Below are 24465 nucleotides of genomic sequence, written 5' to 3' on the forward strand. Positions count from 1 at the left end.
ATTGACCAATGCCTTTAATGCCCAAACGAGTTAAGTATCGGAAAGTCCAAAAGGGCTCCCGCGGTGGTATGGCCAAAGCCGGCACGACATTGTCGTTCGGAGAATACGGCCTGCAGGCGCTGGAGCGCGCATGGATTACAAACATTCAGATTGAGGCCTGCCGTGTGGCGATCAACCGCAATCTGAAACGCAAAGGGAAACTCTGGCTCCGTATTTATCCGGACAAGCCGTTTACTAAAAAACCGCTTGAAGTCCGAATGGGTAAAGGGAAGGGCGGCGTCGAAGGCTGGGTTGCGGTTGTCCGCCCCGGACGGATGCTGTTCGAACTCGACGGTGTGACAGAACAGCAGGCCCGCGTTGCCATGCGGCTCGCGGCCACTAAGCTGCCGATTCGCGTGCGCTTTGTGACCCGCCATGCAGGCAAATAATTGAGAGTATTTCGGAATGAAAAAAGTAAAACAACTTACGGATCTGACAAAAGCTGAGCTGCAGCAGCAGCTGGATGATGCAAAGAAGGAGCTGTTCACCATGCGCCTTCAGCAGGTTTCCGGTCAGCTGGAAAATCCGCTGCGCATCCGTGCCGCACGGCGTTCGGTAGCGCGCATCAAAACGGTTATGAATCAGGCTGCGAAAGCCGAGGGGTAAAAGATGGAGCTAAGAGGTCATCGAAAAACACGCGAAGGTCGCGTCTGCAGCGCGGTGGGTAACAAAACCATTGCGGTGCTCATTGAGCGCCGGGTTCGGCATCCATTGCTGGGCAAGGAACTGCGTGTGACGAAGAAAATTCATGCGCATGATGAAAACAACGAAGCAAAAATCGGTAACGTGGTTCGCGTCATGGAAACCCGTCCGATCAGCCGGCTGAAACGCTGGCGGCTTGTAGAAATTTTGTCCAAATAAGGCAGGGTGAGTAAATGATTTCAGTACAGACCAGACTGGATGTCGCGGATAATACCGGCGCGCGTAGCGTGATGTGCATCCGTGTTTTAAAAACAAAACGCAGCTACGCTAAAGTCGGCGAAGTAATTAAGGTGGCCGTTAAAGAAGCTCAGCCGGGCGGTGTCGTCAAAAAAGGCGATGTTTGCGAAGCGGTTGTAGTTCGTACCAGATCGGCAATCCGCCGCCGCGACGGTTCCGTGTTGCGTTTCGATCATAATGCGGCCGTCATTATTGACGCCCAGAAAAATCCGCGCGGAACGCGCATCTTCGGCCCTGTGGCCCGTGAGCTGCGCGACGGCAACTTCATGAAGGTTGTCTCGCTTGCGCCGGAAGTGCTTTAAGGAGAGGAACGTTTTGTATGGCAGCACGTATTAAAAAAGGTGATTTGGTCAAAGCCATTACCGGTGATGACAAAGGTAAGACAGGAAAGGTTCTGCAGGTGCTTCCGGGCAACGAACGAGCCGTGGTTGAGGGGCTGAATGTTGTGAAGAAGCACACGCGAAAAACGCAGGACAATCCGCAGGGCGGCGTGTTCGAAAAAGAAGCTTCGATTCACATGTCGAACCTGAAAAAAGCAGAATAATTAAATCCATTTATCCAGAGGGGTGGGTATCCATGATACCGGCAATGAAGAAAAAATATCGTGAACAGGTGGTGCCGGAACTTCAGAAGAAGTTCAATTACGGCAACCGCATGCAGATCCCGTCGCTTTCCAAGATTACGATCAACGTCTCGGTCGGCATGCAGCATGACCGTGATGCGTTACAGGCGGTGCTGGACGATCTGGGCAAGATCTCCGGCCAGCGTCCGGTAACCATCAAGGCGCGGAAAAGCGTATCGAACTTTAAACTGCGCGAAGGGGTTTCGCTGGCAGGCAAAGTGACCCTGCGCGGTGCCCGGATGTACGAGTTTCTGGATCGGCTGATCAATGTCGCCCTGCCGCGTATCCGCGACTTCCGCGGCATTTCGCCCAGATCGTTCGACGGACGCGGGAATTATTCCCTCGGCCTCAAGGAGCAGACCATTTTCCCGGAAATCAATCCGGATAACGTCCGTAAGGTGCACGGCATGGATGTGACGTTTGTCACGACGGCTAAGACCGACGCAGAGGCTCGCGAACTGCTCAGCCTTCTGGGGATGCCGTTTGAAACCGCCAAAAACAAAGGTGAACAGCAATGATATTGAGCGATCCTATTTCTGATATGCTGACTCGTATCCGTAACGCCAACATGGCGGGACACATCAAGGTGCAGATGCCCCACTCCAAAATGAAGAGTGAGCTGGCACGCATTTTAAAACAGGAAGGGTACATCAAGGATTACACCACGGAAAAAGTGGAAGGTAAGCCGACCCTCGTTCTTCATCTTAAGTATCAGGCCGACCAGAAGCCGGTGATTCAGGGGTTGCGGCGAGTTAGCCGTCCGAGCTGCCATCACTATGTCGGAGCCGATGATGTTCCGCGCGTACTGGGCGGTATCGGCACAGCAATTTTGAGCACCTCATCCGGTATGCTCAGCGACGGAGAGGCTCGCAAAGCCCATGTGGGTGGCGAAGTCCTTTGCTATGTGTGGTAATTTCAAATTGAGGTCATACGATGTCTAGAATAGGAAAAATGCCTCTGACGATTCCGGCGGGCGTGGAAGTAGCGCTCAGCGGAGATGTCGCGACGGTTAAAGGTGCCAAAGGGCAGAGCGTATTGCGGGTTCCTTCGCAGATTACTGTGAATGTGAATGGCGATCAGGTGATTGTTGATCGCAAAGCCGAAACCAAAGAATCCCGTGAGTTGCACGGAACCATTCGCAACACTCTCAAGAATATGATTCTTGGGGTGCAGTCCGGGTATGTTAAGGATCTTGAAATTCAGGGCGTCGGTTATAAAGCGCAGTTGCAGGGAAAAGTTTTGGTTCTCTCGCTCGGATTTTCTCACGAGATTAAATATGAAATTCCCGAAGGCATTAAAGTGGAAGTTGCCGGGACAACCGATGTAAAAGTGTCAGGGCACGACAAGGCTCTGGTTGGTCAGGTCGCCGCACGGATTCGCTCATTTGCTCCTGCTGAACCCTACAAGGGCAAAGGGGTGCGTTATAAAGGCGAACAGGTTCGGCGCAAAGAAGGTAAGGCAGTGGCTTAATCATGAAGGTCAAAAACAAATCAGATTATCGGAAGCGCAGACATCTTCGTTTGCGGAACAAGGTACAGGGAACCGCCGAGCGTCCGCGCATGGCTGTCTATGTTTCCAACCGTTATATTTACGTGCAAGTCATCGACGACGATGCGCAAAAGACACTTTGCTCGGCTTCATCGCTGGGCGACAAGTGTACCGTCGAAACCGCCAAAGCGCTCGGCGCCAAGGCGGCCGAAGCGGCTAAAGCGCAGGGTGTGTCCAAAGTTGTGTTCGACCGCGGCGGTTTTGCTTTCGGATCGCGCATGCGTGCGCTGGCCGACAGTGCCCGCGAAGCCGGTCTGCAGTTTTAGTTTTATGTAAATGAGGAGTTGCTTGAAGTGACTGAAAAATCAGCAGAAAAAAAAGTGAAATCCGAGTTCGAAGAACGCGTCGTTCACATTAACCGCAATTCAAAAGTGGTCAAAGGCGGACGCCGGTTCAGCTTCGGAGCGCTGGTTGTCGTCGGCGATGGAGCCGGACGGGTCGGTTACGGCCTCGGCAAAGCCAACGAAGTGGCCGATGCAATTCGTAAAGGCGGCGAAAGCGCCAAACGTGCGATGAAGCCAGTCGTTATGAAAGGCACAACCATTCCGCATGAAATAACGGGCGAATTCGGCGGCGCACAGGTTCTGTTGCGTCCCGCGTCTGAAGGTACCGGTGTAATTGCGGGCGGATCCTGCCGTGCCGTGCTGGAACTGGCCGGTGTTAAAGATGTGCTGGCCAAGTCGCTTGGCAGCAGCAACCGTTTGAATGTAACTAAGGCCACCATGGCAGCTCTCGCATCCCTGCGTTCGCGCGAGTCTGTGTTTGCGGCCCGCGGAAAATAAATTAAGAGGTTTTTAAAATGGAACTGCACTCATTACAGCCAACAAAAGGTTCGACTCACCGGAGAATGCGCGTCGGTCGCGGACGGGCATCCGGAAAAGGTAAGACATCCGGACGCGGTCACAAAGGAGCTTATGCCCGCTCAGGACATAAACACAAACCGCTTTTCGAAGGTGGACAGATGCCGATGGCTCGCCGCATTCCTAAGCGCGGGTTTAAAAACGTCAACCGTCAGGTGCTTGCACCGGTTAACGTGGCTACGTTGAACGCGTTCGAAGCTGGCACGAGTGTCACCATCGACCTGCTTCGCCAAGCCGGGTTTGTTAATGGCAACTGGGACGGCGTAAAAATTCTTGGTAATGGCGAGATCACGAAAAAAATCGCGGTCAAAGCCAGCGCTTTTAGCGCCACGGCCAAGGAAAAGATCGAAGCTGCCGGTGGCAGCTGTGAAACAATCTGATCCAACAATTTAAGCGGGGTAAACGATGCTTTCCGCCTTCGTCAACAGCTTTAAGATTCAGGAATTACGCCAGCGGATACTCTTCACTTTGGGCGTAATCTTTTTGTGCCGTTTGCTGTCCAGCATTCCGATTGCGGGTGTTGACTTCAGTATGATTACCAGCAGCATTAAAAATGCGGCCGGTAATCAGGGAACCGGCCTGCTGGATATGTTTAACCTTTTCAGCGGCGGCGCGGTTCAAAACTGTGCTGTCAGTGCGCTGGGAATTATGCCGTATATCAGCGCCTCAATTATTATTCAGCTGATGACCGCAGTTGTGCCGATGCTCGAAAAGCTGGCACGCGAAGGCGAGGCGGGTCGCGCGAAAATCACTCAGTACACCCGCTATCTTACAGTTGTGCTTTGCGCGTTTCAGGGGTTTTTGATGGCCCGCGCCCTTGAGGGCGGACACCTTAGCCAGTACTTTCCTGCAGAAGTCGTCCGTATTCCAGGTTTTGGATTTGAACTGCTTACCACCATGACACTGGTCACCGGCACTTTGATGCTGATGTGGCTCGGTGAACAAATTACTGCCCGCGGGATTGGTAACGGAATTTCTATGATCATCACAGTCGGGATCGTTAGCCGCATGCCGTCTTCGATCGGTGCAATGATCAGTATGTTCAAGCCGGTTGACGGAGTGGTTCGCCACTCTCCTTTCATGGCAGCCACCATGCTCGTTATGGTGCTGGCTGTGATTGCGCTGGTTATTGCGGTTACTCAGGCCCAGCAGAAGATTCCTGTGCAGTACGCCAAGCGTGTCGTCGGCCGCAAAGTTTACGGCGGACAGCACACCTTTATGCCGTTGCGCGTCAACTATGCCGGTGTTATGCCGATTATTTTTGCACAATCGATTCTGATGGTTCCAATTTATATCTTTAACAAATTGCCTTGGGCCGGTGCCAGGCAGATCGGTGCCGCGCTCAGTTATGGAAGCGGCCTTTACATGGCATCTTTCGGTCTCATGATTCTTTTCTTCTCCTACTTCTGGGTTGCCACACAGTTCAATCCCGTCCGGATTGCAGATGATTTGAAAAAAGGCGGCGGCTACATCCCAGGCATCCGCCCGGGGACACCGACTGCAGAATTTCTGGATCGCACCATGACCCGCATTACATTGGCTGGCGCTGTCTTTCTAACCGGTATTGCCGTTCTTCCCACCATCATGGGCAACCAGTTCGGTATTCCTCAAATGATCGCCTCATTCTTCGGCGGAACCAGCTTGCTGATCATTGTTGGCGTCATGCTCGACACCATGCGCCAGATTGAATCTCACTTGCTGATGCGCCACTACGACGGATTTCTGAAAAAAGGGAAGCTCAAGTCCGGAAGGAAGTAAGCATGGAAGCGATCATTCTCCTTGGCGGCCCGGGAGCCGGAAAGGGCACGCTGGCTGATTTTCTTAAAAAGCAGACCAGCTATCTGCATGTCTCTACCGGCGATATGCTTCGTGCGGCCATTCAGGCCGGCTCCTCTGTCGGTCTTGAAGCCAAAGCCTTCATGGAAGCCGGCCAGCTCGTTCCGGACTCCGTCATCCTGCGCATCATTGAAGAACGCATTTCACAGGAGCCGGCGGGAACCCGCTTTATGTTTGATGGATTTCCCCGCACCATTGAACAGGCGAAAGGTCTCGATCTGCTGTTTAAAAAGCGGGGCGGAGCCATCAACCACGTTTTTAATCTGGCCGTTCCGAACGAAATTATTTTGCAACGTCTTACCGGACGCCGCATCTGTAAAACCTGCGGGGCAGTTTACCATATGACCCGCCGTCCGTCGGCAAAAGAGGGCGTGTGCGATATGGATGCCGGCGAACTGTATCAGCGCGCCGACGACAGCGAAGCCACTATTCGAAACCGGCTCGATGTTTACGAAAAACAGACCGCTCCGCTGATTCACTATTATCAGCAGCAGAGCCTCATCCGCGACATTGCGGCGGGCGGCAGTGCAGCGGAAACCGATGCGCTTGTCCTTAAAGTGCTCACTGCGTAAGGGTTTCTGATGATCGTAATCAAAACCCCGCTTGAACTCGACGCCATGCGTCGTGTCAACCGTATGACCGCCCGCGTTCGCGATGAGCTCGCCGCCATGGTTCGCCCCGGCATCACCACACTCGAACTCGGTAATGCTGCCTTCGAACTCATTCACAAACTTGGCGGAGTCAGCGCATTTCACGGCTACCACGGCTTTCCCGGGCAAATCTGTGTTTCCGTAAACGACGAAGTCGTTCACGGTATTCCCGGCAAGCGGGTTATCAAAGAAGGCGATATCGTCAGTATAGACACCGGTATTACTTTCGGCGGATTTATCGGCGACACCGCCGTCACCGTTGCCGCCGGAAAAATTGACGGCGAAAAAAAGAAACTGCTCGAAGTCACCAAAGCCGCGCTCGACGCCGGAATTGCCAAAGCGGTTGCCGGTAACCGGCTCGGCGATATTTCTCACGCCATCCAAACCGTCGTTGAAGCGGCTGGTTTTTCCGTTGTACGAGAATTTGTCGGCCACGGCATCGGCCGCGACATGCACGAAGACCCGCAGATTCCAAACTTTGGAAATCCTGGGCGCGGCCCGAAGCTCAAAGCCGGAATGACGCTCGCGATTGAACCGATGGTTAATATCGGCGGACCGAAAGTCGAAGTGCTTGAAGACAAATGGACGGCTGTAACCAAAGACGGCAGTGCCTCCGCGCACTTCGAACACACCGTCGCCGTCGGCATCACCGCTCCCGAAATCCTCACGCTGCCCTGATTCTTGGCCTGCATAGCCACGCAGGTTGCAAACCTTGGAAGAATCCGCTAAAAACCCTCCAAGGATTGGAATTCAGTCAAGCGAAGGAAGCGAATATGAAGGACATTGAAACCGCCAAGAAGATCGCTGTATTGATTGATGCGGAGAATGCGCAATGCAGTGTGCTCGCCGCCGTGCTGAATGAAATTTCCAAACACGGACACATTGTTGTGAAGAAAGCCTATGGCGATTGGGGCAGCTCCCACTTGAGGAACTGGAAGCAACCGCTGAACGAGCTGGCGATCAATCCCGTGCAGCAGTTTTCGTACACGCAGGGCAAAAACTCCTCGGATGCAGCAATGATCATCGACGCCATGGATTTGCTTTATACCAAGCAATTCGATGCCTTTGCTTTAGTGACGAGCGATAGCGACTTCACCAAATTGGCATCGCGTCTGAAGGAGTCACAGATATTTGTCTTTGGTGTTGGTGAAGGAAAAACGCCGACTGCTTTCCGCAACGCATGCGACGATTTCATCCTGACTGAAGTGCTCCAGTCGCCCGACGAGATCAAGCCTGAAAAGAGCGCGGGGGCGAAGGCTCCAGCGGCAAAAACAACCCGGAAGCCGCTTAGCCAGGATCGCAAACTGGTGAATGTGTTGCACAATGCGGTCGTTGAATATGCCGATGCGGACGGATGGGCGGTTCTTTCTTCCTGCGGCAGTTTAATCAAGCGGCAGTATCCCGATTTCGATCCGCGTAGTTACGGATGTCGCACCTTCACGCTTCTTTTTGAGGCCACTGGTCTTTTTGAAGTTGATCGCCGCAGCAACGGCGCAACGAAAACGGTCTATGTGCGTGACCGTAAAAAGTAATCCGCTTCGCACGGTATCATAGATTCCAGTGCTTGTGAAAATCCGAACCCATCTGCGTAATTCGTGGTGAAAATCGTCCAATGTCTGGGAACTCTCCGCAGCTTCCTGACACGGCGGAGCCTCCGGCGAAGACGGTTGCGAGGAATTCTTTTTCCCAATGTTTGGAAACCCGCGCCCGACGGACGCGGCTACAGCAGATGCTGGATGTTTTGTAGCCGAGGCCCGAGGCCTCGGGGTTGAGATTCTCCGCGATCACGGATCGCGGCTACAATTCCAATATCTGAAAACCTCCGTGAGCCTCTGTGTTCTCTGTGGTGAAAACTATTCAGCCGGTTTTTCGAAGAGGGAGAGGTTGCCTTTAAGCTTATCTTCGAATTCAGCGCGGCGGCGTTCTTCGAGCGGGTTGGGCTTTCCGGCGAGCAGGGCGTTGATGGCGGCGATTTCGTCGCTGGAAAATTTCGCGCCGCGCAGGATGTGCCGCTCGAACGATTCGTAGGCGAGGGGGCAGACCGCTTTAACAATTTTCGCGATGGCGCGGGCGTATTCCTGAATTTCCCACTGAGCGTGTGAGTCCATGCGCAGTTTCAAAAAGTGCAGCATGTTTTTGAGGTCCATCTGCCAGTACCACTCGGTGTACATGGAGAGCGGCAGGTTGATACGCGCCAGTTCGCGGGCGATGCCGTCGTTCAGGATTTCGCTGTAGTTGGCGTATGCGGATGACTGATCCTGCTTGAGCAGTTCGAGCACTTTGTCCTGCAGTTCAACCGGCACGGCTTCTTTTTCGCGGCCCTGTTTGTTGTCGAGGCTTTGCAGGCTGATCTGGCTGCGCGGCGGAAGATAGAATTCGTCTTTCATGACGCTGTAGCGGCCGGAGATTTCATTCAGGCGTGCGGTGCGGTGGCGGATCCACTGGCGGGCGACGAAGATCGGCATTTTGCAGTGGAGTTCAAAGATGACGTGTTCGAAGGGCGAGCTGTGTTCGTGGCGCAGAAGGTAATCAATCAGCCCGGCGTCCTGTCGGATGGTTTTTGTTCCTTCGCCGTAGGAGACGCGTGCGGTTTGCACGATGCGGGCGTCGCCGCCCATATAATCCACCAGCCTGACGAATCCGTGGTCGAGAACTTTGATTTCCTGATCGAGCAGTTTTTCGGCTTCCGGAACGATGATGTGTGCCATAGACAACCTCCATGAATACTTAGGACGCCGGATGATGGATGATTGGGAAGGGTGATTCAATCAATTTGAAATAAAGGTTGATGAATGCGGAGATAATATGCATCATTTGCGCATCACAAAAATAAAAGTTGTTCACATTGGTGATGCGCTATGGGAACGTTTGAAGGAACTGGAATAAAAAATTTAAAGCTGCGCGGTGGAATCTACTACTGGCGGCAGAAGGTCGGCGGCGTCCAGTATTCCGAGTCGCTTCAGACCGGCAATAAAGCCGAAGCCATCAAGCGAATGACCGAAAAATCCCAAGCCGCGAAGAGCGGAGAATTTATAAAGGAGAAGAAAATGACCAAACAACAAGATACCAGTGCAGGGTGGGTGGATTACTGGCCGCAACTGAAGGTGCTCGACTGCACCATTCGCGACGGCGGACTGATGAACGATCACCGGTTCAGTGACGAATTTGTTCTGGGCGTGCACAAGGCATTGGTTTCCGCCGGTGTGGACTACATGGAGTTTGGCTATAAGGCGGACAAAAAACTTTTCAGTCCGGAAGAATACGGTCTGTGGAAATCGTGCGACGAAGACGATCTGAACCGCTTTTTCGAAGGCGTTGAAAAAGGTCTCAAGTTCAGCGTAATGGCCGACGTTGGACGTACCAGTGAGACCGATATTGTGCCGTGTGAGAAGAGTCTGATCGACCTTATACGTGTTGCCTGCTACATCCATCAAATTCCGGCAGCTCTGGATATGGTGAAGGACTGCAAGGATAAGGGGTATGAAGTATCTGTGAACCTGATGGCGATTTCCACCGTGCCGGAGTTCGAACTAAACAAAGGGTTGGAGCTGATCGGCAAAAGCGAAACCGATATGGTTTATCTCGTCGACAGTTTCGGATCGCTCTACTTCGAGCAGATCGGCGACCTGATGCGCCGCTATCTTGATGCCATGGGCAAGGACAAGCAGGTTGGTATTCACGCACACAACAATCAGCAGATGGCCTATGCCAACACCATCTTTGCCGCCATTCACGGCGCGACGATGCTCGACTCGACCATCGACGGACTTGGGCGCGGCGCAGGCAACTGCCCGACGGAACTGCTGCTGGGCTTCCTGCGTAATCCGAAATTCAAACAGCGCCCGATCATTGAAGCGGTTGAAAAGCTGACGCTTCCGTTGCGCGAAACCATCGACTGGGGTTACAGCATTCCGTACATGATTGCCGGACAGATGAATCAGCATCCGCGCTCCGCCATGGCGTTGCGGGAAAGCGATAAGAAAAATGACTTCATCAAATTCTATGATGAAATGACCGGACAGTAAGAAAACCGGTTGAGAACGAAAGCCCCTGCTTGCCAAAGGCGGGGGCTTTTTCTATCTTCCCCACTTCTCACGAAGCCGGAGTGGCGAAATTGGTAGACGCAGCAGACTCAAAATCTGCCGAGTAATATCGTGAGGGTTCGAGTCCCTCCCCCGGCACCACACAAACGGTATGGTTTTATAACGACCATGAAAAACCGGCGCTCAGAATGGTTGATCGCGGTGTTGCTGTTTATGAGTACAGCAACGGTTTTTTCGCCTGCCCTTTTCTGCGGAACCGTTTTTTTTGATGATCCCGCATACGTTTTCAATAACCATCATGTTCTCTCCGGTTTGAGTCTGGAAAATATCCGCTGGGCGTTTCGTGAGAACAACGGCTTCTGGAGTCCGCTCCTTTGGATTTCCTACATGCTCGACAGTACGCTGCTGGCTCCAAAGCCGTGGGCGTTTCACCTGACCAATGTGCTGTTTCACAGTCTCAATGCCGGGATGCTCTTTCTGCTGCTGCGTCGAATGACCGGCAAGGTATGGTTGTCGCTGATCGCCGCCGCGTTGTGGGCATTCCATCCGCTACGCGTTGAATCGGTGGCGTGGATCACGGAACGCAAAGATGTGATGAGTGCTTTTTTCATGTTTCTATCGCTGCACACCTACGTTTCATTTTCCCGCTGCGGCGGCGCGGCGCGTTACATCGCCGTGCTGTTATTTATGGCGGCAGGGCTGATGGTGAAGCCGGTGCTGGTGACTCTGCCGGTACTGCTGCTTCTGCTCGATATCTGGCCGCTGGAAAATTTTTCAAAGGTCAGGCAGAAGATCGCTGAGAAAATTCCGCTGTTTCTCTGTGCGGTTGTTTTCACCGTGACAGGCTGGCTGGCGCACCGCACGGCGATTTCGTCGCTCGAAACGTATTCGCTGGTCGAGCGCGCCGGCATTGCGTTGCAGAACTGTCTTTTCTACATCGTAAAATTTTTCTGGCCGTTCGGACTGGCGACGCCGTACCCGATGCTGGCTCCGACTGTTCCGGCAGCTTTGGCGTCGGCGGCAGTTCTGGCAGCGATCACACTGGCCGCGCTTTTGCTGATCCGTCGTGCGCCGTTCGGTTTTACCGGCTGGTTCTGGTTTTGCATCGCACTGGCGCCGGTCTGCGGATTTATCCAGATCGGAAATACGACCACAACCGACCGGTTCACCTATCTGCCGTCCATCGGCTTGACGATGGCGCTGGTTTGGGGCGTCGCGGCGCTCCGGCGAATTCCTTTCAAAAAAGAAATCGCGCTGGTTGTGGTGGCCGGACTGGTTCTGTTGACGATCCGGCAGATTGCTTTCTGGCGCGACAGCGACGCGCTCTTCGGCCGGGCGCTGGCCGTAACGGAAAATAATTTTGTCGCGCACAGTCACTATGGCGGCTGGCTGGTCGAAGAAGGACGGCTCGACGAAGCCGAGCCGCATCTGCTTCGCGCTGTTAAACTTTTCCCGGCTTACTCACCATCTGTTAATAATCTGGGCCTGCTTTTTTTCCAGCGCGGCGATCTGGAGAGGGCGTTGATTTGCTTTGAAACGGCCTGCGCCAATCCGCGCCATTCCGCGCAGGCGGAACTGAATCTGGAAACGAGCCGCCGATTACTGGCACAGCAGAAGGAGAAATGATCATGGAATCCTGTTTGTCGGTTGTAATGCCGGTTTATAACGAAGCGCAAACCATTCGGAAAATGGCGGAGCTGGTGTTGCAACGTCCCTGCGTGAAGGAGTTGATTGTCGTGGACGACGGGTCGGCGGACGGCACCTGCGAAATAATTAGACAGCTGGCGGCGGACGAGCCGCGCGTGCGGATTTTTCTGCATGAGCGGAATCAAGGGAAGGGCGCGGCATTGCGTACTGGTTTTTCCGCCGCGCAAGGGCCGTATGTGATTGTTCAGGATGCCGACCTTGAGTACGACCCGGCGGAATACCCGCGTTTGCTCGCGCCGGTTTTTCAGGACAAGGCCGACGTCGTCTATGGCTCACGCTTTGCCGGTTCCTCTGCGCACCGTGTGCTCTACTTCTGGCACTCGGCGGGCAACCGGCTGATCACGCTGCTTTCCAATATGTTCAGCAACGTCAACCTCACCGACGTGGAAACCTGCTACAAACTCTTCCGTAAATCGGTTCTGGATCAGATTACTATCGAAGAAGATCGCTTTGGTTTTGAGGTGGAAATCACGGCGAAGGTGGCTCAGCTCAAGGTTCGGATGTATGAGGTTGGTATTTCCTACTACGGTCGCACCTATGACGAAGGCAAAAAAATCGGCTGGCGCGACGGCGTCCGCGCCGTCTGGTGTATTTTGAAGTACAATTTCCGCCGCTGACCGTCCGGGTTTCCGGGGTTGGAACGTTTTTTTTCATGGTTTGGAAAAACGGGCTTTTGTGAGCGGGCGGAAAGCCTTATACCTAGGATATGCAAAATTTCATTCTGGATACCAACGTCCTTCTTCACGATCCATCCGCCTATCGCCACTTCAAAGAGAATAACGTGATTATTCCGCTGAAGGTGCTGGAAGAGATTGATCAATTTAAACGGGAACTCAGCGAGCGCGGGCGTAATGCCCGTACGATTTCGCGGTCACTCGACGAGCTGCGCAAGCAGGGACGGCTTTCCGATGGAGTGCCGCTGGAACACGGCGGTACGATCAAGGTCGTTTTTGCCGACAAAGAGAATCCCTTTTCGGTCGGCTTGTCGGCGGATGATTTGATTCTGAAGATGGCGATGGATGTGCAGACGGCTCAGCCGGACGTGCGTTGCACGGTGGTGAGCAAGGATATCAATCTGCGGCTGAAAGCCGATGCGCTGGGGCTGGAAGCCGAGGATTACGAAAACGGCAACAGCCGCGAGGCCGACGAAATCTATACCGGCCAGACGGTGCTCGACACGGATTCGGAGGCAATCAGCTTCTTTGCCAAGGAAGGTCATGCGGTGCTTCCAGACATGGAAAATCTGTTTCCGAATCAGTATGTGACGCTGCGGAACGAGAACGATTCCCGGCAGACCATGCTGGCGCGCTATGACGCGGAAACTCACCGGCTGGTAAAGCTCCTGACGATGGGCGAGGGCGCGCCGATTGTTCCGCGCAACCGCGAACAGCGCTTTGCGATGGATGCGCTGCTGAATGACAAGATCAAGCTGGTGACGCTTTCCGGCAAAGCCGGTACAGGCAAAACCCTGCTGGCTATCGCCGCAGGCTATCATCAGGTGATGGACACAAAATATTACAAGCGCCTGCTGGTTTCCCGTCCGATTTTTCCGATGGGCCGCGATCTGGGTTACTTGCCCGGTACGATTGAAGAAAAGCTCGACCCGTGGATGCAGCCGATTCACGACGCGCTGGAGCTGATTGTTCATACCCGCCCCGGCACCTCAACGGGCAAGAAGGGCGGTGCTTTGCTGGCCTCCAATCCGCTGATTGACGTGGAGCCGCTCACTTATATTCGCGGGCGGAGCATTCCGAATCAGTTTATGATCGTGGATGAGTCGCAGAACCTGACACCGTTAGAAGTGAAGACGGTGATTACCCGCGTCGGGCATGACACCAAGATTGTGCTGACCGGCGATCTCTACCAGATTGATAATCCGTATGTTGACAGCATGTCCAACGGACTGAGCGCGGTGGTGGACAAGTTCCGCAGGGAACCGCTGGCGGCCCACATGCTTCTAACGGAAGGTGTGCGCTCCGAGATTGCTGAAAAGGCGGCCAATTTGCTGTAACCGGGTGATTCATCATTTACAAGGCGGCCCCGTTTTTACTACGGTTCTCCGCCTTTAAGGCAGGAGAGGAGCAATGGCTATGCTGTTTGGTCAAAGCATGAAAAAGGTTCTCGCGGCGCGGGGTTATCACCATTGCAAAAGTGACGGGGAATTCACCCGGCACGGCGACTATGCCCGGAACACCCAGTATGCCTTTTCCAAGGAATTTAAACGGGGACATGAAAAGGTGGTGGATATCATTTTTCTCGGCGTGGACGTGCTGAGCGAAAAACTGGTGGTCGGGTTTTTCCGCGAGAATGTATCCATCGAGAACGGTGTCTTGGAAAACTCGGACATGAGCATTCCGCTGTCGAAGTACTCGGTTGAAGAATTTGAAAAACGGCTGGATAAGCTGATTCCGAAGGGAAGTCCGGTTCGGACCAAAGAGAGCGACAACGAGGCGTTTTGATGAAGTAAAGGAAATGAAAGCATGATGGATGCACAAAAACTTTTTGCTGAACGGATCGGCGGCGAGAACTACGGCAAATCGACCGAGATTTATAAGTTTGAAAAAATAAAGCGGGCCAAAGCCAAAGCCCGCAAACAACACCCCGGGCTTGAAATTCTCGACTTTGGCGTGGGCGAACCTGACGGCATGGCCCCAGCCCCGATTCGCGAGGCGCTCAAGGTGGAAGTCGATAAGCCGTCCAACCGCGGTTATTCCGACAACGGGATTCCGGAGTTCAAGCAGGCCGCCGCCGACTACATGAAAAAATTCTTCGGTGTTACGCTCGATCCAATCACCGAAATCAACCACAGCATCGGCACCAAGCCCGCGCTGGCGATGCTCCCGCTTGCCTTTGTGAATCCCGGCGACGTGATTTTTCAGACGGTTCCCGGCTATCCGGTGATGGCGACGCACACCAAATATCTCGGTGGCGAAGTGGTGAATATTCCGCTGCTGGAAGAAAACGGATTCCTTCCGGATCTCAAGAAAATCGACACGGCGCTGGCGGACCGCTGCAAACTGTTTTACATCAACTATCCCAACAACCCCACCGGCGCGGTGGCGACGGACAAATTTTATGACGAGCTGATCGCCTTCTCCAAAAAGCACAATATTTTGATCGTGCAGGACGCGCCGTATGCCACGCTGGTTTACGATGCTCCGCGCAAATCCATTCTGCAGCGCCCCGGCGCCAAAGAATGCGCGATTGAGCTTCACTCCATGAGTAAAGCGTACAACATGACCGGCTGGCGTCTGGCCTTTTTCTGCGGCGCGGCGTGGGCGGTGGATGCGCTGGCGATGATCAAAGACAACTGCGACAGCGGACAGTTTAAAGCGATTCAGCACGCCGCCTGTGCGGGCATTGCCGACGAACGTCTCGCCGAAGAAATCCGTGACCATTACGAAAAACGGTTGCGCCGGATGGTCGAAGTTCTGCGCGGTGTCGGCTTCGACGCGAAAATGCCCGGCGGAACGTTCTACCTGTACGTCAAAGCGCCGAAGAGCGCGGGCGGAACAACCTTTGCCAATGCGGAAGAAGTTTCACTCTATCTGATTGAAAATTTCGGCATCTCGACCGTGCCGTGGGATAACACCGGGCCGTTTATCCGTTTCGGCGCGGTGTTTGAATCTGCCGGCGAAGCCGATGACGAACGGGTTTTAAATGAGCTGGCCGCGCGGCTGGCCAAGGCACAGCTTAAATTCTAAACAAAAGGATACCGATGGAAACGAAAGAATTCGATCAACGAATGGTGCGGCTGCGTGAACGTCACGAGCAGTTGCTGGCCAAGAAGAATAGTTTGAGCAGTTGCTGGGACAACGGTCTTTACGACCGGCATGTGAATCCGGTGGTAACTCGCGACCATATTCCGCTGGAGTGGCGATATGATCTGAATCCGGAAACTAATCCCTGGCTGATTGAGCGGATCGGAATTAACGCGGTGCTCAACGCTGGTGCGATTGAATGGAACGGTAAGCATCTGCTGGTCTGCCGCATTGAGGGCAACGACCGTAAATCATTCTTCGGAATCTGTGAGAGCGATAACGGCATTGACGGCTTTCGTTTCTGGGATGAGCCGTGCCGGATCGGTTCGCAGGGCGAAACGAATGTGTATGACATGCGTCTGACCCGCCATCAGGACGGCTGGATTTACGGTCTGTTCTGCGCGGAATATCACGACGACAGCAAGCCGCACGATCCGTCCGCCGCGACGGCCAGTTGCGGTATTGTGCGCACCAAAGATTTGAAAAACTGGGAGCGTCTGCCGAATCTGAAGTCCAATTCGTCACAGCAGCGCAATGTGGTTCTTCATCCGGAATTTGTGAACGGGAAGTATCTGCTCTATACCCGTCCGCAGGACGGCTTTATCGACACCGGTTCCGGCGGAGGAATTTCCTGGGCGCTGGCGGACAGCATGGAGAAACCGGTTGTCGGCAAAGAGCAGGTGATTGACCCGCGCGTTTATCACACCATTAAGGAAGTGAAAAACGGCATGGGCGGCACACCGGTGAAAACGGCCAAAGGCTGGCTGCATGTGGATCACGGTGTGCGAAATACCGCCGCCGGTCTGCGTTATGTGCTGTACGCTTCGTTGTACGATCTGAACGATCCGACCAAAATGATTGCCAATCCCGGCGGGCATCTAATTTCCCCGCTTTGTTCCGAGCGCGTCGGCGACGTGTCGAATGTCGTTTTTTCAAACGGCATGATCGTTAAGGACGATGGGCGTCTTTTCATTTACTACGCATCGAGCGACACACGGTTGCATGTCGCCACGACGACGGTTGAAAAGATGCTCGATTATGTTCTCAACACGCCCGCCGACCCGCTGACGAGCAATCTCTGTGTGCAGCAGCGCATTGAGCTGATTTCGAAAAACCGCGACTATCTCGAAGGCATTCGTGAAGTGATTGTTGAAAAAGGTATGTAATTACGCCTTGCTTGGCGTGATGCGTTGAAGAGCCCTGCGGGAATTTTCCGGCAGGGCTCCTTCGTTGTAAAAGGTTTGAATGCAGTCGAGCGCTTCGCGGGCATTCTGCATTTGCTTTTCCAAGCGCTGGAAAGCCAGATGCTCCATCTCTTCCACCTGCATGATTTCGACCAGATGCGTGTCACCGGAGGCGTTTCCGCCCGCGTAGGCCGGAAGCCGGCCGAGAACCAGCAAAACTTCACGGTGCAGATCGTCCGGCTGAGCCGCCATCAGCTCGTCACAGAAAAACTCATAGCAGACCGGCGGACGGCCGATCTCAAGCGCACAGCCCGTTTCTGTGAGAAATCCGTACCGGTCACTGTCCAGTTCGTTTCGACCATGCACAGCGCACAGAAAAGGACTTTCCAGCGCCTCTTCGCACAGATCGGCCCGGCAGCAGCAGGCGGTACAGAGTTCGCAGACTTCGCGGCATTGTGCGCTGACCAGCACCTGCACCTCGCGCTCCAGCTCCGTATATTCTTCGAGCAGGTGTTTCAGCTCTTTTTTCATGACTTCATCCTTTTGATCAGTACCAGAATTTCTTTGAGGCGGGCCGCCGCAGTGCGCGCCTTGAGTCGCGGATAACGTCCGTCCGGCATGACGGCTCCGCCGTTACGAATCACGATTAGACGCTCTTCACTTGTCCTGACAGATTGCACGCCAACCTGTGCCGCCGCAATGCGGATTCGCGCGATTTCAAAAAGATTTTTTACGGCGACGGGCAAGGCGCCAAAGCGGTCGGCGAATTCTTTTGTCAGTTCGCGAACCTCACCTTCCGTCGCCAGAGAAGCAATTCGTCCGTAAAGCTTCACGCGCATATTTTCATCATCCACATAGCTGTACGGAATAAATGCCGCGTTGTCCGCTGTACCGAGCGATGGCGATCGGTCGAGAAAGTCGAGTTCGACGGAGGCATCAATGATCGGCGGAACTTTCTTCCCTTGCAGTTTAGCGACGCTGCGTTTGAGCAGTTGGCAGTAGAGGTCAAAGCCTATGGCGGCGATGTGGCCGCTTTGTTGTGCGCCGAGCAGATTGCCTGCTCCACGGATTTCCAGGTCGCGCATGGCGATGCGGAAGCCGGTGCCGTGACCGGTGTAGCGTTTCAGTGCTTCGATGCGTTTGCGCGAATCATCGGACAGCGAGCCGCCGGGCGGCAGCAGCAGAAAGGCATAGGCCTTATGCCGGGCGCGACCAACTCGTCCGCGCAATTGATAGAGGTCGGCCAGGCCAAAGCGGTCGGCATGATCGATCAGGATCGTATTGACGCGCGGGATATCGACACCGCTTTCGACAATCGTTGTACAGATCAGCACGTCGAACAGGCCACGCACAAAGCGGTGCATGACTCCAGACAGTTCATGCTCGCTCATTTGTCCGTGAGCGAATTCAACACGAGCCTCCGGCACCAGTTTTTTCACTTTGGCGGCGACTTTTCCGATGGTCTGCACGCGGTTATGCAGATAAAAAATCTGGCCGTCGCGCGCCAGTTCGTGGCGGATCGCCTCGCGCACAATGTCGGCGTGATATTCCAGTACGATGGTTTCAATCGGCTGACGCTCCTGCGGCGGCGTCTGAATTGTGCTCATGTCGCGCGAGCCGGTCAGGCTCATGTACAGCGTGCGCGGAATCGGCGTCGCGCTCAGCGTCAGCACGTCCACCTGCTGGCGAAGCTGTTTTAAATGTTCTTTGGCGCGTACGCCGAAACGCTGCTCCTCATCAATAATGACAAGGCCGAGATCCTTGAACTGTACGTCGCCGGAAACCAGCCGGTGTGTGCCGATGACAATGTGCGCTTCGCCTTCGCGCAGACGCTGGATCGTTTCGTTCTGTTCGTGGCGCGTGCGGAAGCGGCTGAGCATTTCAATGACCACCGGAAAGGCCGCCATGCGCTCAGTGAACGTATCAAAATGCTGCTGTGCCAGAATGGTGGTCGGAACGAGTACGGCAACCTGCCGACCTTCCATTGCCATCTTGAATGCCGCACGCATAGCGACTTCGGTTTTGCCGTAACCGGCGTCGCCGCAAATCAGACGATCCATCGGTTGAGGCGATTCGAGATCGGCTTTGACGGCGTTGATCGCCGTGAGCTGGTCGGGCGTTTCCATGTATGGGAATGAGTTTTCAAACTCGCTCTGCCAATGCGTATCCGGCCCACAGGCAAGCCCCTTTTTCAGTGCGCGTGCCGCCTGCGTTTCGAGCAGCTTGGCGGCGAGGTCTTCAATCGCCGATTGCGCGGAGGCGCGCTCGTTTTGCCAGCGAGCGCCCTTGAGATTATGCAGGGCAGGGGCGGCGTTGCCCATGCCGACATAGCGTGTCAGCAGGTGTGCCTGACCGGTCGGCAGGTATATTCGCGCGCCTTCGGCATACTCGATGAGGAGCATCTCCTGACGACGACCCGCCATTTCCATTTCGACCAGGCCCATGTATTTGCCGATACCGTGGTCAACGTGCACGACCAGTTCGCCGGGCTGAATGTCAGTCCACTCCGCGACGCGCACGCCAGCGGCTTTGGCGGCTTTTTCGCCGCGCCGCAGGTGTGCAGTTTTGGGCCGATACCCGTAAATATCGGCTTCAGTAATGACGATGTGCCGGTGCTGTTTTGAAATAAAACTCCCATGCAACATTCCAATCAGAATTCTGATTCCTGATCCCTGACTCCTGACCTCTGGCAGATAAGCCTCCCTGAGGCGTTCTGCCGCTCCGGGGGTTTCCATGTAGATATCAATCAGCCACTCGTCACTCGCCATTTTCTCGAGTGTTCGAAAAAACAGTTTGCGTTGCTGCTCTGCGGCTTCGGGGCGGTGCAGTTCGCTGACAGGCTTTAGGTTGGTATTGTAAAAATCTAAATCAATCGGGGTTGCATCAGAAGTTATGCATCCAATCTCAATTGTAGACGCGGTGTCCCCACCGCGTTGCGAGCGCAGAGAACGCGGTGGGGACACCGCGTCTACGTTAGAAAAGACTCTCAGCGTGTTAGGGGTCAGGATGTCAGCGAGCGTGGTGTCGCCTGTGGAGTTGAGCGGAAAAATTTCGACGCTTTCAATTTTTTCGATCGAGCGCTGGGTGTCGGGGTCGAAGGTACGCAGACTTTCGATTTCGTTGCCGAAAAATTCAATGCGCACGGGCAGGGCGGACGTGGGCGGCCAGACGTCAATGATGCCGCCGCGCCGAGCGGCGAAACCTTTTTCGTAGATTTCGACGTCGAGCGTGTAGCCCTGTTTTTCCAAGGTTTGTAAAAGTTTATCTGGATTAACCGAGTGACCGCATTCTAGAACGGTTGTTTTTTTAATACTTGGAAGTTTTTCCTCCAGTGATTGAAATGTCGTGATCAGGAAGAAAGGTTGTGCACTTTTCTTTTTGTTTTGTAGAAACGCCAATGTTTTCAGCCGCTCGCTTTGCGCCTCCATATCTTTATCGTCGAACGGCGGGAGTGTTAGCAATGTGGCTTGCGGGCAAAGTGTACGGAAGCTGTCAGCCAGTTTTTCTAAATTTTGGAGGTGGTCCGTAACCCACAGTTGCGGACGAGGTTCTTGCCGGAGCAGTTCGCAACCGAGAAACGCTTGTGCAGACGGCGGCACAATAGGCAGACGGCACGGGCCGTTTGCGAGCGTTGCGCGCAGTGCTGTCAGGTCGAAATTCATCAGGAGGAATTTAACATACGGGACACAAGAGAGTGAACGGTTTTGCATTTTTCTGGGTGAATCGGTATGTTCTGAAAAATTTTAACAGGAGGTTGTTTTATGATGCGTACAGCGAATCCAGCATTAAATGCCAAAACGTTTGATGTAGCCAATGAAGGCGCGGGGGTGATGACGATTCAGGGAACGGTAAGTCGCACGGCAATGCTGCTGGCGTTGCTGTTTGCGGCAACGCTGCTGACGTGGAAGCCAGCGACGCCGCAGGAGAGCACTGGGTGGATACTGATCGGAGCAATTGCAGGTTTTGTGGTGGCTCTGATTACGGTTTTTAACAAAAAGGCTGCGCCGGTTACCGCGCCGCTTTATGCGGTGTGCCAAGGGCTTCTGCTTGGCGGGATTTCCAGTCTGTTTGAAAACCGTTTCCCGGGCATTGTGATGCAGGCCGTGTTACTGACATTCGGTACGCTGGGCGCGCTGCTGCTGGCCTATACATCACGACTCATTCGTGCGACGGAAAATTTTAAGCTCGGTATTGTCGCGGCTACTGGCGGTATCGCGCTGTTTTATCTGGTGTCGTGGATCCTTGGCTTTTTCGGTGTGCAGATTCCGATGATTGCCGGAAGCGGGCCGGTGGGTATTATTTTCAGTGCTGTGATTGTTGTAGTGGCTGCGCTGAATCTGGTGCTGGACTTTGATTTTATTGAGCAGGGTGCAGAGCAGGGCGCGCCGAAATACATGGAATGGTATGCGGCGTTCGGGTTGATTGTGACGCTGGTATGGCTTTATATGGAGATTCTGCGGTTGCTGTCGAAGCTTCAAAGCAGAAGATGAGAAGGCGTTAGATTTTAGGCCGCTAGGATTTAAAGAGGGGAAAAGACGGCAGTGTCCAATGTTTGGAAACTGCCGTTTTGTTTTAAAAAATGCAACCATGTTGAATATGAACGAATTACATCATAAATTCTCATAGGTAACCTTGTATTTTTGCGGCTTGTCACAAGTTGACTGTTATGCGAAACCCATTCGTTTGTAAATAGTTGCAACAGTCATTATTGAGTATCTGGCTGGTTTGACGAAATAATGGCGGACTTGGCACCCCTAGTGGACGGTATTTTTCGTCGATTTACTGGTGTTTTTTATGTTTCAGCTGGCAGGCAGCATTTTTGTCTAAAAAAAAGTTGCACGGTTTTTTTATATGCGTACTATCTCCCGCCTTGTTCGAAACAAAACACGCTGCAAAGCGGGTGAGGATCGAGTGAGAAAATTGTTCTGAAAATAATTTCAAAAACGGGTTGCCTAACAAACTGATGTGCGTATAATGACCCGCCTTGTTCGAAACAAAACGCGCTGTAAAGCGGGTGAGAGTTGAACAGGAAATTGTTGTAAAAAATAATTTTAAAAAAGCGGTTGACCGGACGAAGTGAATAACATAGCTTGTCTGCCGCTCCAACGGGAAAGGCCTGTTACGGCAGGTTTAAAAATTCGTTGGTGTTTTTTTTGCTCTTTGAAAACTGAATGACTCACGATCATCATTTCGATTTAGAAATGGTGCGATTTGTTTTAAGCAAACGTTTCAAAAATGTTTCCGTAATAATTATCGGAGAGTTTGATCCTGGCTCAGAACGAACACTGGCGGCGTGGATTAGGCATGCAAGTCGAGCGGGATCCTGGTGCTTCAATTCTTCGGAAAAGAAGTACTGGGTGAGAGCGGCGAACGGGTGAGTAATATATGGGTAATTTGCCTTGAAGCCCGGGATAGCTACTCGAAAGGGTAGGTAATACCGGATGTGCTCGGGGGTTGCATAACTCCTTATGTGAAGGCGGGGATCTTCGGACCTGCCACTTCAAGATAAGCCCATATCCTATCAGCTAGTTGGTAAGGTAATGGCTTACCAAGGCTTACGGGTAGCTGGTCTGAGAGGACGACCAGCCACACTGGGACTGAGACACTGCCCAGACTCCTACGGGAGGCTGCAGTCGAGAATATTTGTCAATGTACGAAAGTATGAACATGCGACGCCGCGTGGAGGATGAAGGCCTTCGGGTTGTAAACTCCTGTCATGAGGGAATAAATGGTTGCGGGCTAATACCCTGCATCCTTGACAGTACCTCAAGAGGAAGTCACGGCTAACTCTGTGCCAGCAGCCGCGGTAATACAGAGGTGGCAAGTGTTGTTCGGATTTACTGGGCGTAAAGGGTTCGCAGGCGGCTTTGTGTGTCAGATGTGAAAGCCCACGGCTTAACCGTGGAAATGCATTTGAAACTACAGGGCTAGAGTACGGGAGAGGAGAGGGGAATTCATGGTGTAGCGGTGAAATGCGTAGATATCATGAAGAACACCGGTGGCGAAAGCGCCTCTCTGGACCGATACTGACGCTCATGAACGAAAGCTAGGGGAGCAAAGAGGATTAGATACCCTCGTAGTCCTAGCCATAAACGGTGTGCACTTGATGTGGGAGGTTTACCCCCTTCCGTGTCGAAGCTAACGCGATAAGTGCACCGCCTGGGAAGTACGGCCGCAAGGTTAAAACTCAAAGGAATTGACGGGGGCCCGCACAAGCGGTGGAGCATGTGGCTTAATTCGATGCAACGCGAAGAACCTTACCTGGGCTTGACATGTAACTGCATACGACGGGAAACCGACGTAGCCTTCGAGGGTGTTACACAGGTGCTGCATGGCTGTCGTCAGCTCGTGCCGTGAGGTGTTGGGTTAAGTCCCGCAACGAGCGCAACCCCTGTGTTTAGTTGCCATCAGGTAATGCTGGGCACTCTAAACAGACTGCCGGTGAAAGCCGGAGGAAGGTGGGGATGACGTCAAGTCAGCATGGTCCTTATGTCCAGGGCTGCACACGTGCTACAATGGGTGGTACAGAAGGAAGCAATACCGCGAGGTGGAGCAAATCCCCAAAATCACCCCCAGTTCAGATTGGAGTCTGAAATTCGACTCCATGAAGTTGGAATCGCTAGTAATGGCGCATCAGCTACGGCGCCGTGAATACGTTCCCGGGCCTTGTACACACCGCCCGTCACATCATGGAAGTTGGTTGCACCCGAAGTCGCTGATCCAACCTGTTAAAAGGGGGAAGGCGCCGAAGGTGTGGCTGATGACTGGGATGAAGTCGTAACAAGGTAGCCGTTGGGGAACCAGCGGCTGGATCACCTCCTTTCTAAGGAGAATCCTCTGACCGACCAACTTGTTGGCCGGCAGATGGATAGGGTAAATGCTTCAGTAATGAAGTATCGCTCCGGCGCGACCCGGAGCACCACGCAAGCAAGAAACAAATCGTACCATTTCTAGATCGAAGTTAAAAATCGTGAAATCATTCAACTGGCTGTTTTGGAGCCGGTCGGACCGCACTGGGGGTATAGCTCAGTTGGTAGAGCGCCAGCTTTGCAAGCTGGATGTCGTCGGTTCGAACCCGTCTACCTCCACCAACCTTAGAAGGGCGTGTAGCTCAGTTGGTTAGAGCGCGTCCCTGATAAGGACGAGGTCCCTGGTTCGACTCCAGGCACGCCCACCAACTTTCGCATGGCGAAAGTGGACGCAAGGCGGGCTGGCTGGAAGTACAGGCAAACAAAACAGACAGAAAACATTTTTTCCCTTCGGGGAAGTGTTCTTT

26 protein-coding genes, 3 tRNA genes and 1 rRNA gene are annotated in these 24465 nt (G+C 53.5%); 27 read left to right on the plus strand and 3 right to left on the minus strand.

The genetic code is table 11. The annotated features are described in order from the left end of the window. The first annotated feature begins 8 nt into the window (after positions 1-8). From rplP to HOO88_02415, 15 genes are all read left to right on the plus strand, one after another. Positions 9-428 carry a 50S ribosomal protein L16 gene (rplP, locus tag HOO88_02345; protein NOU35605.1) on the plus strand — a complete coding sequence of 140 codons (420 nt, stop codon included), beginning with the start codon at positions 9-11 and terminating at the stop codon, positions 426-428. Positions 429-444: 16 nt separating this feature from the next. Then, positions 445-645: a 50S ribosomal protein L29 gene (rpmC, locus tag HOO88_02350; protein NOU35606.1), complete on the plus strand. Its 201-nt coding sequence runs from the start codon at positions 445-447 to the stop codon at positions 643-645. A gap of 3 nt (positions 646-648) precedes the next feature. Next, positions 649-900 (plus strand): 30S ribosomal protein S17, encoded by a 252-nt coding sequence (gene rpsQ / locus HOO88_02355; GenBank protein NOU35607.1) that lies wholly within the window; start codon positions 649-651, stop codon positions 898-900. A gap of 14 nt (positions 901-914) precedes the next feature. Then, complete coding sequence (gene rplN, locus HOO88_02360) at positions 915-1280, plus strand: 50S ribosomal protein L14 (protein ID NOU35608.1); 366 nt, start codon at positions 915-917, stop codon at positions 1278-1280. A gap of 17 nt (positions 1281-1297) precedes the next feature. Further along, a complete protein-coding gene (locus HOO88_02365) occupies positions 1298-1522 on the plus strand; it encodes a 50S ribosomal protein L24 (GenBank protein NOU35609.1) in 225 nt (74 codons plus the stop codon). A gap of 35 nt (positions 1523-1557) precedes the next feature. Beyond that, the gene (rplE, locus tag HOO88_02370) at positions 1558-2118 is read left to right on the plus strand and encodes a 50S ribosomal protein L5 (protein NOU35610.1); all 561 of its coding nucleotides are present in this window, start codon (positions 1558-1560) and stop codon (positions 2116-2118) included. Continuing rightward, positions 2115-2513, plus strand: a complete 399-nt coding sequence (rpsH, locus tag HOO88_02375) for a 30S ribosomal protein S8 (GenBank protein ID NOU35611.1) — start codon at positions 2115-2117, stop codon at positions 2511-2513. The genes rplE and rpsH overlap by 4 nt, the downstream gene beginning before the upstream one ends. A gap of 20 nt (positions 2514-2533) precedes the next feature. After that, positions 2534-3070 carry a 50S ribosomal protein L6 gene (gene rplF, locus HOO88_02380; protein NOU35612.1) on the plus strand — a complete coding sequence of 179 codons (537 nt, stop codon included), beginning with the start codon at positions 2534-2536 and terminating at the stop codon, positions 3068-3070. 2 nt (positions 3071-3072) lie between these two features. Further along, positions 3073-3414 (plus strand): 50S ribosomal protein L18, encoded by a 342-nt coding sequence (locus HOO88_02385; GenBank protein NOU35613.1) that lies wholly within the window; start codon positions 3073-3075, stop codon positions 3412-3414. 54 nt (positions 3415-3468) lie between these two features. Further along, positions 3469-3930 (plus strand): 30S ribosomal protein S5, encoded by a 462-nt coding sequence (gene rpsE, locus HOO88_02390; GenBank protein NOU35614.1) that lies wholly within the window; start codon positions 3469-3471, stop codon positions 3928-3930. A 17-nt stretch (positions 3931-3947) separates the two neighbouring features. Further along, positions 3948-4388, plus strand: a complete 441-nt coding sequence (gene rplO, locus HOO88_02395) for a 50S ribosomal protein L15 (protein ID NOU35615.1) — start codon at positions 3948-3950, stop codon at positions 4386-4388. Between the two features lie 25 nt (positions 4389-4413). Beyond that, positions 4414-5766, plus strand: coding sequence for a preprotein translocase subunit SecY (gene secY / locus HOO88_02400; protein NOU35616.1), 1353 nt, complete (start codon positions 4414-4416; stop codon positions 5764-5766). Between the two features lie 2 nt (positions 5767-5768). Then, complete coding sequence (locus tag HOO88_02405; protein ID NOU35617.1) at positions 5769-6416, plus strand: adenylate kinase; 648 nt, start codon at positions 5769-5771, stop codon at positions 6414-6416. 9 nt (positions 6417-6425) lie between these two features. Continuing rightward, positions 6426-7172 carry a type I methionyl aminopeptidase gene (gene map / locus HOO88_02410; GenBank protein NOU35618.1) on the plus strand — a complete coding sequence of 249 codons (747 nt, stop codon included), beginning with the start codon at positions 6426-6428 and terminating at the stop codon, positions 7170-7172. Between the two features lie 95 nt (positions 7173-7267). Continuing rightward, positions 7268-8026 (plus strand): NYN domain-containing protein, encoded by a 759-nt coding sequence (locus HOO88_02415; GenBank protein NOU35619.1) that lies wholly within the window; start codon positions 7268-7270, stop codon positions 8024-8026. Between the two features lie 321 nt (positions 8027-8347). On the opposite strand, the gene HOO88_02420 is transcribed toward HOO88_02415, so the two are convergent. Beyond that, positions 8348-9202 carry an FAD-dependent thymidylate synthase gene (locus HOO88_02420; GenBank protein NOU35620.1) on the minus strand — a complete coding sequence of 285 codons (855 nt, stop codon included), beginning with the start codon at positions 9200-9202 and terminating at the stop codon, positions 8348-8350. Positions 9203-9541: 339 nt separating this feature from the next. Here HOO88_02420 and HOO88_02425 point away from each other — a divergent pair, with 339 nt between their 5' ends. The 8 genes from HOO88_02425 to HOO88_02460 all read left to right on the plus strand — a co-directional run bounded on the left by HOO88_02425 (position 9542) and on the right by HOO88_02460 (position 17171). Further along, positions 9542-10519 (plus strand): nucleoid-structuring protein H-NS, encoded by a 978-nt coding sequence (locus tag HOO88_02425; protein NOU35621.1) that lies wholly within the window; start codon positions 9542-9544, stop codon positions 10517-10519. A 74-nt stretch (positions 10520-10593) separates the two neighbouring features. Further along, positions 10594-10678 (plus strand) — tRNA-Leu (locus tag HOO88_02430). A 72-nt stretch (positions 10679-10750) separates the two neighbouring features. Continuing rightward, complete coding sequence (locus HOO88_02435) at positions 10751-12163, plus strand: hypothetical protein (GenBank protein NOU35622.1); 1413 nt, start codon at positions 10751-10753, stop codon at positions 12161-12163. A 2-nt stretch (positions 12164-12165) separates the two neighbouring features. Beyond that, a complete protein-coding gene (locus tag HOO88_02440) occupies positions 12166-12861 on the plus strand; it encodes a glycosyltransferase family 2 protein (protein ID NOU35623.1) in 696 nt (231 codons plus the stop codon). 89 nt (positions 12862-12950) lie between these two features. Then, positions 12951-14255 carry a PhoH family protein gene (locus HOO88_02445; protein ID NOU35624.1) on the plus strand — a complete coding sequence of 435 codons (1305 nt, stop codon included), beginning with the start codon at positions 12951-12953 and terminating at the stop codon, positions 14253-14255. 73 nt (positions 14256-14328) lie between these two features. Further along, positions 14329-14703, plus strand: coding sequence for a hypothetical protein (locus HOO88_02450; GenBank protein NOU35625.1), 375 nt, complete (start codon positions 14329-14331; stop codon positions 14701-14703). A gap of 21 nt (positions 14704-14724) precedes the next feature. Then, entirely contained in the window at positions 14725-15948 is a 1224-nt protein-coding gene (locus HOO88_02455) for an LL-diaminopimelate aminotransferase (GenBank protein NOU35626.1), read from the plus strand. A gap of 41 nt (positions 15949-15989) precedes the next feature. Continuing rightward, complete coding sequence (locus HOO88_02460; protein ID NOU35627.1) at positions 15990-17171, plus strand: glycosidase; 1182 nt, start codon at positions 15990-15992, stop codon at positions 17169-17171. Here HOO88_02460 and HOO88_02465 read toward each other — a convergent pair whose 3' ends face one another. Beyond that, positions 17172-17720, minus strand: coding sequence for a hypothetical protein (locus HOO88_02465; GenBank protein NOU35628.1), 549 nt, complete (start codon positions 17718-17720; stop codon positions 17172-17174). It abuts the gene before it with no gap. Then, positions 17717-20851 (minus strand): transcription-repair coupling factor, encoded by a 3135-nt coding sequence (mfd, locus tag HOO88_02470; GenBank protein NOU35629.1) that lies wholly within the window; start codon positions 20849-20851, stop codon positions 17717-17719. The genes HOO88_02465 and mfd overlap by 4 nt, the downstream gene beginning before the upstream one ends. Before the next feature lie 102 nt (positions 20852-20953). On the opposite strand from mfd, the gene HOO88_02475 reads away from it, so the two are divergent. The 4 genes from HOO88_02475 (at position 20954) to HOO88_02490 (ending at position 24366) form a co-directional block, all read left to right on the plus strand. Continuing rightward, a complete protein-coding gene (locus HOO88_02475) occupies positions 20954-21679 on the plus strand; it encodes a Bax inhibitor-1/YccA family protein (protein NOU35630.1) in 726 nt (241 codons plus the stop codon). A gap of 760 nt (positions 21680-22439) precedes the next feature. Continuing rightward, a 16S ribosomal RNA gene (locus HOO88_02480) occupies positions 22440-24015 on the plus strand. 189 nt (positions 24016-24204) lie between these two features. Further along, positions 24205-24280: transfer RNA gene (locus HOO88_02485), tRNA-Ala, on the plus strand. A gap of 9 nt (positions 24281-24289) precedes the next feature. Further along, positions 24290-24366: transfer RNA gene (locus tag HOO88_02490), tRNA-Ile, on the plus strand. The last annotated feature ends 99 nt before the right edge of the window (positions 24367-24465 follow it).

This window comes from Kiritimatiellaceae bacterium, assembly GCA_013141415.1.
Classification (GTDB): Bacteria; Verrucomicrobiota; Kiritimatiellia; order Kiritimatiellales; family Tichowtungiaceae; genus Tichowtungia.